The sequence below is a fragment of the Methylobacterium sp. NEAU K genome (assembly GCF_030700285.1).
Classification (GTDB): domain Bacteria; phylum Pseudomonadota; class Alphaproteobacteria; order Rhizobiales; family Beijerinckiaceae; genus Methylobacterium.
This window is the reverse complement of record NZ_JAUYZJ010000020.1, coordinates 84,027-98,071: the sequence shown is the minus strand read 5'-3', so window position 1 is coordinate 98,071 and position 14,045 is coordinate 84,027. Positions and strand designations below refer to the sequence as shown.

Below are 14,045 nucleotides of genomic sequence, written 5' to 3'. Positions count from 1 at the left end.
TTAAGCCTGCCGCCAGCGTTCGCTCTGAGCCAGGATCAAACTCTCACGTTGAAGAGATTGATCTGGCCGATCACGTATATTCTCAGACGGAGCCTCACAATCGACCGGCCAGCGCTTCACAGCGTAAACCGATCGGTGAGCTCAAAAGAGAAATACAGATCGGCACAAGTCTCTCACGCCAGGACCATAAGCCCTGGCCGCAAGGACAACGCCGTCCGCGTCTCCCTTCCTCAAATCCAACAATGTCAAAGACCCCGCGCCGCCGGACAGATCCGGACCGCGGCGGACGACACGGAAACCCGGGATACAGCCCCGGCTACCCGCTTGTCCGACTGGGAGAACCGTGATACCGGACCGACCATTCGGTGGTCCGCCTCAGCGGTGGAGGGCGTCTAAGCCCCGCCGATCCCCCTGTCAACCCCGCCGCAAACCGCCGAAACGACCGCCACAGAGCCGGAACCCACAGACAAAAACAGAAGACCGCCCGGCTAACCCGCCGGACTATCCCGCCGATCCTGTCAGAAGATGCCTCAGCGCCCGGTCCACTCCCGCGGCCGGCGCCGATGACCGGGGTATACCCACCACCACCCAGGCCGTCAACACCCGCGCTGCGTTTTCCCGTGTCGCTCCGATTCCGGTCCCCCCTCCCCGGCGGATCCTCATTCCGGCGGTGCAGGGACCGGGCGCAGGCCCGTGACGCCTCAATCTCGACACGCTGGGCCGTGAGATGGACCTGCCCTGCGCGAGCACCGCGCGGGGCCTGGCGAGAGTCCGGCCGCGGATCACTGGGCTTCAAGAGCGCTCTCGTGCGCCATCGTCTTCTCAGGGCCTTCGAGTGAAGCGCGAGCGACTCAAGATCGGTGACGTGGCCGCCCTCGCTCCAGGCGTCGGACGTGGGGTCCAGCCCCCCCTTGATCTCCTCGGTGCCGACGCGGCCCAGATCGACCGCCGCGCCGTCAACCTGCGCTGGCTCTGCGCCAGCTCCCTCACGGGCTTGACCGGTGCCGGCCTGATCGCTGCAGCGCTGCATGTGTCGCTCCAGGGCGACGTCTCCTTCGCGGCCATCCCAGAGAAGGCTACCATCGTGGCCCGGCCGCAGCCCAGCGAGAGCGGCGCCAATATCGCCCGCAAGGGCGACCGGCTGGTGCGCAACCTGATGATCGCCTCGGCCAAGCAGAGTTTCCGCGCGCCGGTCACCGTCCGGCTGGGGGACCGCGAGATCATCAAGGCGAAGGCCTTCGTGCGCATCACCACGCCCCTGTCGATGACCACGGGGGTCTACGCGGGCGACCTGCCGCGCTTCGATCCGATGAAGTTCGTCTCCGACGAGCCCCTCGAGCGTGCCCCCGACGCCGGGGCCGACGCGCCCGGCGCCGAGGTGACCGTGGTCAAGCGCGATCTCGTCGACGTGGCCGTCGACCCGAACGCGCCCGCGCTCACCGACGACGACGTGACCGCCCAGGTCGAGGAGGAACGCCGCATCGCGGCCGAGGCCGGGCGACGTGCCGCCATCCCGATCGCGCCGCAGATTATGCTGTCGCGGACCCTGCAGCAGGGCGCAGCCGGAGACTCGGACGGAGCGGCGTCCAAGGAAGCGAATCCCTTCAAGGCGATCGAGGTACTGGTCGTCCCCGAGAACGTCACCAAGGTCGCGAAGGTCGAACTGAAGCCGAACGAATCCCCGCTCGTGGAAGAGCGCGACCTCGTGCTGAAGCGGGGCGAGACCCTGGAGAGCTCCCTGAAGGCCACCGGCTCCGCCGGGGACGATCAGATCCGCGGCATCGTCGCGGCGCTCGGCGGCAAAGCCCGTACCGGGTCGCTCAACGAGGGCCAGCAGATGCGGGTGCAGATCGCGCCCGGGCCCCATCCCGGAGATCCGCGCCAGGTCACCCGGGTTGTCCTCTACGGCGAGAACGGCGTCGAGGGCATCGCCGCAATCAACGACCGGGGCGCCTTCATGTCGGTGGCGCCTCCGGCCGAGGAGGCTCCCGCCCCCAAGCCCCAGGCCCAGGCCGAGACCGGGGAGGACGAGGACGAGGATTCAGGCTCCGGCCCCCGCCTCTACCAGAGCCTCTACGAGACCGCCGCGCGGCACGACCTGCCGCGCGCGACCGTCGAGGACATCGTGCGGGTGTTCAGCTACGACCTCGACTTCCAGCGCCGCATCGCCAGCGGCGACGGCCTCGACGTGTTCTACAGCTTCGACGACGAGGCCGGCGGCGATCGCCCCGACCTGCTGTATGCCGCGCTGACGCTCGGCGGAGAGACCCGCAAGGTCTACCGTTTCCAGTCTCCGGACGACGGCACGATCGACTATCTCGACGACCAGGGGCGCTCCCTCAAGAAGTTCCTGCTGCGCAAGCCCATCGCGGACGGGATCATGCGCTCCGGCTTCGGCTATCGGCGCCACCCGATCCTCGGCTACGCTAAGCTGCACACCGGCGTCGATTGGTCGAACCCGATCGGCACCCCGATCATGGCGGCAGGCAACGGCGTGGTGATCCGGGCCGAGATGACCTCGGGCTACGGCAATCGCGTCGAGATCCAGCACGTCAACGGCTACGTGACGACCTACAACCACATGTCGCGGTTCGGCCGCGGCGTGAAGGAGGGCGTTCGGGTCCGGCAGGGTCAGGTGGTCGGCTATGTCGGCTCCACCGGCCTGTCGACCGGCGCCCACCTCCACTACGAAGTGATCATCAACGGTCACTTCGTCGACCCGATGAAGATCCGCGTCCCTCGCGGACGCGAACTCGACGGCCGTCTGCTCGCCGAGTTCAAGCGCCAGCGCGAGCAGATCGACGCGACCATGCTGAAATCGAAGAGCGCCACGGCGCTCGCCCAGCGTGACGCCGCCGTGCGCTGAGCCCCCGGGTCAGACGAAGCCGAGGCGCCTGCGGATCTGCTCGGGGGTCGTGCCGGCCTGCCGCAGGTCGGCGAGGCTCTGCGAGCCGCGCGACTTGGCGAGCTTCTCGCCCAGGGTATCCAGGATCAGCCGGTGGTGGCGGTAGCGCGGCGTCGGCAGGCCGAGCAGCCGCTGCAGCAGCACATGCAGGTCGGTGGCGGCCTCGAGGTCGCGGCCGCGTACCACGTGGGTGATCCCCTCCTCCGCGTCGTCGTGGACGACGGCGAGGTGGTAGCTCGTCGGCACGTCCCGGCGGGCGATCACCGCGTCGCCCCAGCGGGCAGGATCGGCCGCGACGGGCCACGCGCCGGCCTCGTCGAAGGCTGTGTAGCCGAGCGGACCGACGGCACCGCGCAGGGCCGCCGCCATGTCGAGGCGCCACGCATGCGGCTCGCCCCGGGCGAGACGCTCCGCCGTGATGACAGGATCGAGCCCTCGGCAGAGGCCGGGATAGTGCGGTACGCCGTCCGGATCGTGGGGGCCGCCGGCGTTGGCCGCGGTCGGCGCCCGGATCTGGCCGCGCGAACAGAAGCAGGGATAGGCGAGCCCCCGGGCGATCAGGCCGTCGAGGGCGGCTCGATACGCATCCATGTGCCGGGACTGGTGACGCACCGGTTCCGGGTAGGTCAGCCCCAGCCAAGCGAGGTCGGCGCCGATCGCCGTGACCAGGTCCGGCTTGGAACGGAGCGGGTCGATGTCCTCGATCCGAAGGCGGCAGAGGCCCTCCGATTTCCGCGCCAGGTCGGCGTTGAGCAGCGCCGAATAGGCGTGGCCGAGATGGAGCCGTCCGTTCGGGCTCGGCGCGAAGCGGAAGACCGGCGCGCCCGGACTCACCCGTCGCTGCGACGCAGGCAGCGCAACGCGCCGGGCTGGCAGGCGATGCCGGGCAGCGAACAGGCCGGCCCGTCGGCCAGGCGCTGGCAGACGCTGCAGCCGTCACTCCACTCGAGACAGGCCGGATCCTTCGCGACGGAGCGCACCGGGGGGCCGTGCCGTGGCGGCAGCAGCACACCCAGGAGCACGGTCGCCACGACGAGGATCGCGATGCCCCAGGCGGCGAGCGCATCGCTCGACGAGCGCTGTGCGGACGGCGTGGTGCGGGCTGTGGACATGGGAATCCTGTTGGCGTGCCAAGCGCCCTCCTGTCAACGCGCGCGCGACGCGTTCAGGCCGCCCGCGCGGTTCGGCGTTCCAGGAGGGTCGGAAGCAGCTTCAGGTTGAGGGGCTTGGCGAGGAAGCCGTCGAACCCGGCGTCGCGGGCGGCGATCTCGTCCTCCCGCCCGGCATTGGCGGTGAGCGCCACGAGATGCAGCCGCGTCGTCCCTGATAGTTCGGCGGCGCGGATGCGGCGGGCTGTCTCGTGGCCGTCGAGGCGGGGCATGCGCACGTCGATCAGGGCGAGGTCGAACGGACCGGCCGTCTCCAGGCGTTCCAGCGCTTCGACGCCGTCGACCGCGTGCACGACCGTGGCGCCGAGCCGCTCCAGCGCGCGGGTCGCCAGCAGGGCGTTAATCGGGTTGTCCTCGGCGAGCAGGACCCGCAGGCCGGCACCGGTCTGCGCCGGGGCCGGAGGCGGGGACGCGGCGGAGTCCGCCGTCGGGGGCGGGGCGAGCAGCCGCTCGAACAGGGACCGCGCCCGCACCGGCTTGATCAGGTAGCCGTCGAAGCCCGCTGCGCCCGGCGCTCCGAAGCCGCGCCGGTCGAAGGGCGAGAGCAGCACGAGGCTGCAGCGCACGCCGCAGGCCCGCCCGGCATCGGCGATCTGGCGGACGGCGGCGTCACCCAGCGCCCGGTCGGCCAGCACCGCGTCGAAGGCTGCCCCCGAGAGGGCGTCGAGGCCGTCCTCCAGGGTGCCGACGATCACCGTGGCCGCCCCGGCCCGGGACAGGCTCTGGGCGAGATAGGGGGCCTGGAAAGGCGAATCGGCCACGATCAGGCAGCGCCGCCCGTCGAGCCGCGGCAGCGGGCCGGGCTCGCCCTGGTCGGTCCCTGTGGCCTCCGGCAGCGGCAGCGCGACCCGGAAGGTGGAGCCGCGTGCGAGCCGCGACTCCGCCTCGATCCGGCCGCCCATGCGGGTCACGAGCCGGCGCGTGATGGCGAGCCCGAGGCCGGTGCCCTCGTGGCTCCGGCTCGCGCTGCCGTCGCCCTGTTCGAATTCCTCGAACAGGATCGGCAGGCGGTCCTCCGGGATGCCAGGGCCGGTATCGGACACTGTGAGGATGACCTCCGCGCCTCCGGCGTCCGTGGAGGCGAGCGCGAGGCTCACGCCGACGCCCCCGCGCTCCGTGAACTTGATGGCGTTGCCTGCGAGGTTGATCAGGATCTGCCGAACCCGGTCGGCATCGCCGACGAGGCTGCGCGGGAAGTCCTCGGCGGCATCGAGGGCGATCTCGATACCCTTGTCCTGAGCCCGGGGCGCCAGCAATTCCACGACGCTCTCGGCGAGCGCCGGCAGGTCGAACGGCTGGGCCGCCAGGTCGAGGCGCCCGGCCTCGATCCGCGAGAAGTCCAGGACCCCATCGATCAGGCCGAGCAGCGCCTGGCCGCTGGTGCGCACCGCCTCGACATAGGTCCGCTGCTCCGGGTCCAGGGCGGTACCCAGCACGAGGTCGGCCATGCCCAGGATGCCGTTGAGCGGGGTGCGCATCTCGTGGCTGACGGTGGCGAGGAAGCGTGACTTCGCCACGCTGGCGGCCTCGGCGCGCTCCAGGGCGGCGTCCCGGCTGCGCAGCGCCTCGACCCGGGCGGTCACGTCGCGGCCGGCGCGCAGCCAGTGCATCGCGTCGCCGTGTGCCACCGGCATCTCCACGAAGGCGAACCAGCGCACGCGCCCGTCCACCGAGCGGACCTGCGCCTCCATGCGCCGCACCCCGTCCGCCCCGACCTCGACCGCGCTCCGGTCGAGGATCTCGAGGTCGATCTGCGCGCCGAACAGGTCGATGGGTTCGCGGCCCAGCAGTCGCGCATAATCCTCGTTGGCGTAGGTGATCCGCCCGCGCGCGTCGCGCTGCACGATCACCTCGGTGGTTGCGGCCACCAGGGCGCGGTAGCGGTCCTCGCTTTCGCTGATCCGCCAGATCCGGTCGTGCAGCCGCTCGGCCTCCGCCTCGTCGGGGCCCGCGCGCCGCGCCCGCCAGCGGCCGAACGCGAGGGCCGCCGCGATGAGCAGCGCCAGCACGAGCGCGAGATCCTTGACGACCATCGGTGCCTCCCCGGCGGGAGGCCGGACCCGAACAGGATCGCAGCCGAAGCTGAAGGCGGCGTTGGGAAAGGCGCTTAACCGGCCGTTGCGGCACTGCCGAAACGCGCTGGTAAACGTCGCCGCACCGCGATCCCAAACCCGGCTCGCGAGTTGCCTGCCAGGATACGGCCCGGACGGAGACAGAGCACATGCCTGGCGAGCATTACGACGTCATCATCGTCGGATCCGGCCCGGGCGGCGGGACGATGGCGTGGCGTCTGGCCCAGACCGGGAAGCGCATCCTCCTGATCGAGCGCGGGGACTATCTCCTGCGCGAGCCGCGGAACTGGGACAGCCAGGCGGTGATCGTCGACGGCTACTATCAGGCGAAGGAGACCTGGTACGCCTCAGACGGCAGCAGCTTCCATCCCGGACTGCACTATTACGTCGGTGGCAATTCCAAATTCTACGGTTCGGTCCTGTTCCGCCTGCGTGAGAAGGACTTCGGCGAGATCCGGCACGAGGACGGGATCTCGCCCGCCTGGCCCGTGGGCTACGACGAATTCGAGCCGCATTACCAGGCGGCCGAGGAGCTGTTCCACGTCCACGGCCTGCGCGGCGAGGACCCGACCGAGCCCTGGTCACGCAAGCCCTACGCCCACCCCCCGGTCTCCCACGAGCCGCGGATCCAGGAACTGTTCGACAACCTGAAGAGTGCCGGCCATCATCCGTTTCATCTGCCGGTGGGCGTGCGGCTGGTGGAGAAGGATGGGCGGGCCGTCCCGACATCGCCCTGCATCAAGTGTGAATCCTTCGACGGCTTCCCCTGCCCGACCAACGGCAAGGCCGACGCGCAGACCATGGTGGTCGACCCGGCCCTGCGGGACTGCCCGAACCTCACGCTGCTCACACGCACCTATATCGAGCGCTTGGTCACCGACCCGGCCGGCCGCAGCGTGCGGGGCGTGGTCGGCAACCGCGACGGCGCGCCGTTCGAGGCCTCGGCCGACATCGTGGTGGTGGCCTGCGGCGCCCTCTCCTCGGCGCTCTTGCTGCTACGCTCCGCCAGCGAGCGGCACCCGGACGGGCTCGCCAACGGCTCGGGGCAGGTCGGGCGCAACTACATGCGCCACAACAACTCGACCGTGCTGGCGATCTCGAAGACGCCGAACCCGACCCGGTTCCAGAAGACGCTCGGGCTCAACGACTTCTACTTCGGCGACCCGGATCCGAAGGACGACTGGGACTTCCCGCTGGGCCACATCCAGATGGTCGGCAAGTCCGATGGTGCCCAGATCCACGGCGAGGGGCTGCCGGGCTTCTTGCAATGGTTCCCCAACAGACCCTTCGACTGGATCGCGAAGCACTCGGTCGATTTCTGGCTGACCTCGGAGGATATTCCGCTCGCGCAGAACCGGGTCTACTACAAGGATGGGACTGTGCACCTCGATCTCACCGAGACCAATGCCGAGGCGCACAAGCGGCTGCGGCGGAAGCTGCAGGACATCTGCAGCGTCACCGACATCCACCCGCACCTGTTCGACCGCTCGCTCTACCTCGGGAAGGACGTGCCGATCGGCGGGACCGCCCACCAGGCCGGTACCCTGCGGTTCGGGGACGACCAGGCGACCGCCGTGCTCGACAGGCACTGTAAGGCGCACCAGCTCGACAACCTCTATGTGACCGATGCGAGCTTCTTCCCGTCGATCGGCGCCGTGAATCCGACCCTGACGATCATCGCCAACGCCTTGCGGGTGGCGGACCACCTCGTCGACCGGATGGGGGCCAGGGACGAGATCGCGCCGCCCCGGCTGTTCGACCACACCGAGCCGCGCGAGCCGGTACCGGCGTGATCCGCGCGGCGGGGGCCGGAGCCCCCGCCGCTCACGATCAGTTCACGGCGTCGGCCTCCTGAACTACGCCGGTCGCCGGAGGGGCCGAGACGAAGACGTGGTCGCCCGCGCGCTCGATCTCGATCGCTTCGGCGGGCTCGCCGGCCGCCCGCGGCGTCGACAGCGTGACGCTCTGGTCGGCGGCGAGCACGGCCTCCAGGCGGAGCGCCGGAGCCGCACCGCGCGGTGCGAGGGTGACCACCACGTGGTAACCCTTCGGCTCGACGGTGTAGTAGGCCACTCCCGAGAGCGGACCGAGGCCGAGCGTGCTGCCGGTCACGGGACGGATCTCAGCGGCCTGAGCGCCGCCCAGAGAGGCGGCGAGCAAGGCTGCGGCGGTGAGGAAACGAAAAGTCATGTCGGCTATCCCTGAGAGGTGGCGGGTGGCGGATCTCCCTCGCCCGTGGCGCCAACTTGATGTGCGGCGCAGCATGAAGCAAATCGATTGCATCGCTAGTGACTATTGATCATATCGATCTGAGTCGAATCGACCTGAACCTGCTGGTCGCCCTCGACGCGCTGCTCGACGAGCGCAGCGTCACCCGGGCGGCCGCGCGGATCGGCGTCGGCCAATCGGCGATGAGTTCGAGCTTGGCGCGGCTGCGCCGCCTGTTCGACGACGAGCTTCTCACCCGGGCGCCGGACGGGATGCGGCCGACACCGCGGGCCACGAAGCTCGTCGAGCCGTTGCGGGCGGCCCTCAGGCAAGTGCAGGCCCTGGTCCATCGCGAGGAGCTGTTCGATCCGGCCACCGTTGAGCGCAGCTTCACCGTGAGCCTGCCCGACAGCGTCGAGGTCCTGCTCGGGCCGCGGTTGATCGCGCAGCTGCGCCGGGAGGCGCCCGGGATCCGGCTGCTCCTGCGCTCGGTCGATCGCTCCCGCATCCTCGACGAGCTCGACGCCGACCGGGTCGACCTCGCCATCGGGCTGTTCTCGGAGGGGCAGGTCCACCACAAGCAGCGGCTGCTCTACCGGGACAGCTACGTCGTCCTGTTCAATGCCGAGCTGGTCGGCCTCCGGCCGCCGATCGGGCTCGACGACTACCTGCGGTTTCCGCACGTGCTGACATCCCTGCGCGAGACCGCCCACGGGGTGGTCGACGACGCGCTTGCGCTCATCGGGCGAACGCGCACCCTCGCGGTGACGACCCCGCGCTTCCTGGTCGTGCCGTTCATGGTCCGGGCCGCGCCGGTGATCGCGACGATGCACGCCCGGCTCGCCACCTCGTTTGCGAGCGCGCTCTCCCTGGCGGTCAGCCCCGTGCCCGTGCCGCTCGATGACGTGGCGGTGTCGATGCTCTGGCACGCCTCCTACGACAGGGATCCAGCCCATCGCTGGCTGCGCGACCTGCTGGTGCGGCTCGCCAGCGAGGCGCCCGCCTTCGGGATGATCTGAGCCCGGATCCTAAAGACAGGGATCCGCCGCAGCCTCCAGCCGGCCGCTCGCGATCGCCTCGCGAAACCGGCCGAAATCCTCGGCGTTGCGCTCCGCGTAGGCCGCCGCCCAATCGGCCAGCGCCTCGCGAAGGTCCGGCCTCTTGCCGCTGCCGCAATAGCCGGCGATCGCCGCGGCGTCGCCGGTCCGGGCGTGGGCCCGGGCCAGGAGTGCCCCGTAAGCATACGAGAAGGTCAGGAGCGGCGGCCCGGACATCTCCGCCAGCGGGATCGCACCCTTCAGGTTCTTCATCTGGCGCACGTAGAACGGTCGGCCGTCGATCGTGGTCCAGCCGAGCAGCGGGTCGCCCACAGCCTGCAGCAGGCGCTGGCCGTAGATCACGCGCTCGCCCTCGTGGCCCGCATAGGGCGCGGGCATCCCCGGAAGGTAGGGCGCGTTGGCCGGACTGACCGCCTCCTTGACCTGGAGGAAGAGCGCATCCCGGTCGGAGTTGCCGCACAGCAGCGCGACATAGGCCCGGGTCCCGACGCTGCCGACGCCGACGACGCGATGGGCGACGTCGACCACGTGGTAGCGGTTGAGCATGAATCGCCGCTCGCGCGGTAGGGTCTCGGCATAGCGCTCCAGCCCCGAGACGATGCTCTGCCGCGTGGCGTCGTCGACGGGGGTGAGGATCGGCGGGTCCGCGCGGAGGCGCCAGCCGCCGTCGGTGCGCCGCTCTGCGACCTGGGCCAGGAGGCTGCGGTTGTTCTTGCGGCGCGCCTTGTCCACGGCCCGGCGCACCACCGCGCGGGCCTCCGCGTCCATCCGGATTCCGCCGAGATCCGGCGCGTCGGCCAGGGTGGTCTGGTACCAGACGTCGAGGGAACCCTCCGGCGCGAGGCGCCGCATCGTGCGCTGGTAGCCGGACACCGCCTCCATCACCGCCTCCCGCCGCGCGTCCGGCGTCGCCCCCGCGTCGGCGGTGGCGACCGCGAGGCCGGCCGCGAGCCGCTTGAGGTCCCATTCCCAGGGGCCGACCGTGACCTCGTCGAAATCGTTGAGGTCGAGAACGACGTCGCGCTGTGGTGTGCCGAACAGGCCGAAATTGTCGGTGTGCGCGTCGCCGTTCATCACCACGTCAATGCCGCTGCGCGGGCTGCGCGACAGGTCCCAGGCCATCACGTGCGCGGCCCCGCGGAGGAACGAGAAGGGCGAGGTCGCCATCCGGGCGACCCGCAGAGGGATGAGATGCGGCTGCCGGCCCGCATGCGCCGACTCGATGAGGGTGACTGGGTCGGGGCGATCGGCCTCCGCCGGTAGGTCCGCATGGGCCGCGTGAGGGACGTCCGCCCGGAGGGCCTTCCCGGCTTGGCGACGCTTGTCCCAGGGCTCCACTCCGGCCCTCAGGTCGATGCGCGGGAAATCCGCCAGCGGCGCCAGGACCACGTCCCCGGCCTGCACGCCGGACTGCGCGGGCGCCTCCACCGCCATGAAGTTCTCGCTCTGCGAATGGTCCATGATGTCCCGCCGAACCGAACGCAGCACAACCCTGACCGGACCGGGCGGCCTCGAAACCTGATCCTGCTCGTACACGATAGGGTCGGCCGGGGTCTGTGACCATTCCGCCCCATGCGGCCCTTGACCCCTCTACGGTGCGGTCCTCTAACCGGACGACTGTCCGGGAAGGTATCCTTTCCGGTCCATTCCGGGCGAATCGGGTTGCCGGGGCCACGCGCGGCTCGGACGGCGCCGACAGGCATCGCATCAGCGGGATAGCTCATGCCCAAAGGCTCGGACCTACTCGTCGCAGCCCTCGAGAACGAGGGCGTCGACCGCATCTTCGGCATCCCGGGCGAGGAGAATCTCGACGTCGTCGAGTCCCTGCGCACCTCCAAGATCGAGCTCGTGCTGACGCGGCATGAGCAGCCGGCGAGCTTCATGGCGGCGACGCACGGCCGGCTCACCGGCCGGCCCGGCGTCTGCCTATCGACCCTGGGCCCCGGCGCGCTGAACTTCTCCACCGGGGCGGCCTATGCGCATCTCGGAGCGATGCCGATGATCATCATCACCGGCCAAAAGGGGATCCTGTCCTCGCGCCAGGCCAAGTTCCAGATCGTCGACGTGATCAGCGCGATGAAGCCGATCACCAAGATGGCCCGGCAGATCGTCTCCGCCTCGTCGATCCCCACGATCGTGCGCGACGCCTTCCGGGTCGCCACCGAGGAGCGACCGGGGCCGGTGCTTCTGGAGCTGCCGGAGGACATCGCCGCCGAGGAGGCCGAGGCCAGTCTCGTTCCGTCGCACCCGATCGACATCCCGGTCGCCCATCCGGCCGCGATCGAGCGGGCCGCCGCGATGATCCTCCAGGCCAAGCGGCCGCTGATCATGCTGGGGGCCGCCGCGAGCCGGCCCCGGGCGACCGGCGAGCTCGGCGGCTTCGTGCAGCGCACTCAGATCCCGTTCTTCACCACGCAGATGGGCAAGGGCACCGTCGCCGGCGGCACCAACCTCTACATGGGCACCGCCGCGCTCTCCGAGCGCGACTACATCCACGAGGCGATCGACCGGGCGGACCTCATCATCGCGATCGGTCACGACACGATCGAGAAACCGCCGTTCTTTATGGGCCAGCCCGACCAGAAGGTCCTCCATATCGGCTACATGCCGGCCAACGTCGAGCAGGTGTACTATCCGGACGCCGAGGTGGTCGGCGATCTCGGGCCGACCCTGAAGCTCCTGGCCGACAGGCTGGAGGGCAAGCTCAAGAACGCGGGCGCCCTGCTGCCCCTGCGCGAGCACATCCTTAGCCACATCGCCCACAGGGCCGGCGAGGACCGCTTCCCGGTGACGCCGCAGCGGCTCGTGCGGGACGTGCGCCGGGTGATCCCGGAGGATGGAATCGTCTGCCTCGACAACGGGATGTACAAGATCTGGTTCGCCCGGAACTACCGCACCTACGTGGCCAACACGCTGCTCCTCGACAACGCGCTCGCCACCATGGGCGCGGGCCTGCCGTCCGCCATGATGGCGGCGATGCTCTACCCCAACCGGCGCGTGATGGCGGTGTGCGGCGACGGCGGCTTCATGATGAACAGCCAGGAGCTCGAGACCGCCGTGCGGCTCAAGCTCAACCTCGTGGTGCTGGTGCTCGACGACTCGGCCTACGGCATGATCCGCTGGAAGCAGGCAGTCGACAAGTTCGCCGATTACGGGATGACCTTCAATAACCCGGACTTCGTCCTTTACGCCCGGTCCTACGGCGCCACCGGGCACCGGGTCGAGGCTGTCAACGACCTCGTGCCGACCCTCGACCGGGCCTTCGCGGAAGGCGGCGTCCATCTGGTCGCGGTGCCGATCGATTATTCGGAGAACACGCGCGTCCTCGTCGAAGAACTGCGCGAGAAGGTGAAAGACTTCGAGCCGGCCGAATGACGACGGCGGCGGGCTAGAGGCTCGGCAGGCAAACAGGGCAGCGCGATGAATCCGTTCACCTTCCAGACCACGCCGAACGTGCTGTTCGAGGTCGGCGCCGCGCAGAAGCTCCCGGAGATCGTCGGCACCTTCGGGGCCAGACGCGTCCTTCTCGTCACCGACAAGGGCGTCCGCGGCGCCGGGCTCACGAAGGCCGCCGAGACCGCGCTCGCGGCGTCCGGGATCGCCATCGACGTCTACGACGATGTGGTTGCCGACCCGCCCTCCACGATGATCGAGGCGGCGGCCAAGCGCGCTCGAGAACTCGGGACCGACCTCGTCCTGTCGATCGGAGGCGGCTCGGCGCTCGATACCGCTAAGCTCGTCGCGTATCTCGCGAAGTCCGACGAGCCGCTCGACGCCATCTACGGCGTCGGCCTCGCCAAGGGCGAGCGGCTGCCGCTGATCCTGGTGCCGACCACCGCCGGCACCGGCTCCGAGGTGACCCCGATCTCGATCGTCACGACGCCGACCACCGAGAAGAAGGGGGTGGTCGCGCCCAAGCTCTTGCCCGACTGGGCGGTGCTGGATCCCGAGCTGACGCTGGGCCTTCCGGCCCATGTCACGGCGGCCACGGGCATCGACGCCATGGTCCACGCCATCGAGGCGTTCACCAGCAAGCTTAAGAAGAACCCGATCTCCGACCAGCTCGCCAAGCAGGCGCTCGCCCTACTCTCGGCCAACATCCGCACCGCCTGCAGGGAAGGCCGCGATCTCGAGGCGCGCTCGGGGATGCTGCTCGGATCGATGCTCGCCGGCATGGCCTTCGCCAACGCGCCGGTGGCGGCGGTGCACGCGCTGGCCTACCCGGTCGGCGCCATCTTCCACGTGCCGCACGGGCTCTCGAACGCCCTGGTGCTGATGGGGGTGATGCGCTTCAACCTGTCCCATGCGGAGGCGCTCTACGCCGAGCTGGCCCCGATCCTCGATCCCGCGGCCGCGGATCTGCCGCCGGCGCAGGCCGCCGCCCGTTTCGTGGACTGCCTCGACGCGATCTGCCGTGACTGCAAGGTCCCCGCCTCGCTGGCCGAGGTTGGCGTGGCGCAGAAGGACTTGGAGCGGATGGCCGCCGACGCGATGAAGCAGACGCGGCTCCTCGTGAACAACCCGCGGGCGGTCACCTACAACGACGCCTACGCGATCTACGCCGAGGCGCTGGGCGCGGCGCGACCCGCAGCCTGAGCGCTCGATCGATGTGTGAAGTCCCGCCCACGACCAC

The 14,045-nt window shown here is 70.0% G+C and carries 10 protein-coding genes; 5 read left to right on the top strand and 5 right to left on the bottom strand.

Features of this window, described 5'->3' with window-relative positions; all coding sequences use genetic code 11:
* The first annotated feature begins 835 nt into the window (after positions 1 to 835).
* Positions 836 to 2,866, top strand: a complete 2,031-nt coding sequence (locus tag Q8W67_RS17015) for a M23 family metallopeptidase (protein WP_305547634.1) — start codon at positions 836 to 838, stop codon at positions 2,864 to 2,866.
* Between the two features lie 9 nt (positions 2,867 to 2,875).
* Here the strand turns inward: Q8W67_RS17015 and gluQRS are convergent, their stop codons facing one another.
* From gluQRS to Q8W67_RS17000, 3 genes are read right to left on the bottom strand one after another with little or no spacing between them, the layout of a single operon-like run.
* Positions 2,876 to 3,739 carry a tRNA glutamyl-Q(34) synthetase GluQRS gene (gluQRS, locus tag Q8W67_RS17010; protein ID WP_305547632.1) on the bottom strand — a complete coding sequence of 288 codons (864 nt, stop codon included), beginning with the start codon at positions 3,737 to 3,739 and terminating at the stop codon, positions 2,876 to 2,878.
* The gene (locus tag Q8W67_RS17005; protein ID WP_305547630.1) at positions 3,736 to 4,017 is read right to left on the bottom strand and encodes a hypothetical protein; all 282 of its coding nucleotides are present in this window, start codon (positions 4,015 to 4,017) and stop codon (positions 3,736 to 3,738) included. Before Q8W67_RS17005 ends, gluQRS begins: the two co-directional genes overlap by 4 nt.
* Before the next feature lie 53 nt (positions 4,018 to 4,070).
* Complete coding sequence (locus Q8W67_RS17000; protein ID WP_305547628.1) at positions 4,071 to 6,107, bottom strand: ATP-binding protein; 2,037 nt, start codon at positions 6,105 to 6,107, stop codon at positions 4,071 to 4,073.
* A gap of 188 nt (positions 6,108 to 6,295) precedes the next feature.
* Between Q8W67_RS17000 and Q8W67_RS16995 the strand changes: the two genes are divergently transcribed.
* A complete protein-coding gene (locus Q8W67_RS16995; RefSeq protein WP_305547626.1) occupies positions 6,296 to 7,939 on the top strand; it encodes a GMC oxidoreductase in 1,644 nt (547 codons plus the stop codon).
* Between the two features lie 37 nt (positions 7,940 to 7,976).
* Here Q8W67_RS16995 and Q8W67_RS16990 read toward each other — a convergent pair whose 3' ends face one another.
* Positions 7,977 to 8,336 (bottom strand): hypothetical protein, encoded by a 360-nt coding sequence (locus Q8W67_RS16990; protein ID WP_305547624.1) that lies wholly within the window; start codon positions 8,334 to 8,336, stop codon positions 7,977 to 7,979.
* Between the two features lie 98 nt (positions 8,337 to 8,434).
* Here Q8W67_RS16990 and Q8W67_RS16985 point away from each other — a divergent pair, with 98 nt between their 5' ends.
* A complete protein-coding gene (locus Q8W67_RS16985; RefSeq protein ID WP_305547622.1) occupies positions 8,435 to 9,373 on the top strand; it encodes a LysR family transcriptional regulator in 939 nt (312 codons plus the stop codon).
* Between the two features lie 9 nt (positions 9,374 to 9,382).
* Here Q8W67_RS16985 and Q8W67_RS16980 read toward each other — a convergent pair whose 3' ends face one another.
* Positions 9,383 to 10,846, bottom strand: coding sequence for a DUF2252 domain-containing protein (locus Q8W67_RS16980; protein ID WP_370693896.1), 1,464 nt, complete (start codon positions 10,844 to 10,846; stop codon positions 9,383 to 9,385).
* A 288-nt stretch (positions 10,847 to 11,134) separates the two neighbouring features.
* Between Q8W67_RS16980 and Q8W67_RS16975 the strand changes: the two genes are divergently transcribed.
* On the top strand, positions 11,135 to 12,787 hold the full coding sequence (locus Q8W67_RS16975; RefSeq protein WP_305547618.1) for an acetolactate synthase large subunit: 1,653 nt from the start codon (positions 11,135 to 11,137) through the stop codon (positions 12,785 to 12,787).
* A 45-nt stretch (positions 12,788 to 12,832) separates the two neighbouring features.
* The gene (locus Q8W67_RS16970; protein ID WP_305547616.1) at positions 12,833 to 14,008 is read left to right on the top strand and encodes an iron-containing alcohol dehydrogenase; all 1,176 of its coding nucleotides are present in this window, start codon (positions 12,833 to 12,835) and stop codon (positions 14,006 to 14,008) included.
* Positions 14,009 to 14,045 lie beyond the last annotated feature (37 nt).

Coding starts and splice junctions, on each gene's coding strand:
- Q8W67_RS17005 (WP_305547630.1), bottom strand. CDS start 4,017: ATGTCCACAGCCCGCACCACGCCGTCCGCACAGCGCTCGTCGAGCGAT.
- Q8W67_RS17000 (WP_305547628.1), bottom strand. CDS start 6,107: ATGGTCGTCAAGGATCTCGCGCTCGTGCTGGCGCTGCTCATCGCGGCG.
- Q8W67_RS16995 (WP_305547626.1), top strand. CDS start 6,296: ATGCCTGGCGAGCATTACGACGTCATCATCGTCGGATCCGGCCCGGGC.
- Q8W67_RS16990 (WP_305547624.1), bottom strand. CDS start 8,336: ATGACTTTTCGTTTCCTCACCGCCGCAGCCTTGCTCGCCGCCTCTCTG.
- Q8W67_RS16970 (WP_305547616.1), top strand. CDS start 12,833: ATGAATCCGTTCACCTTCCAGACCACGCCGAACGTGCTGTTCGAGGTC.
- Q8W67_RS16980 (WP_370693896.1), bottom strand. CDS start 10,846: ATGGCGGTGGAGGCGCCCGCGCAGTCCGGCGTGCAGGCCGGGGACGTG.
- Q8W67_RS16975 (WP_305547618.1), top strand. CDS start 11,135: ATGCCCAAAGGCTCGGACCTACTCGTCGCAGCCCTCGAGAACGAGGGC.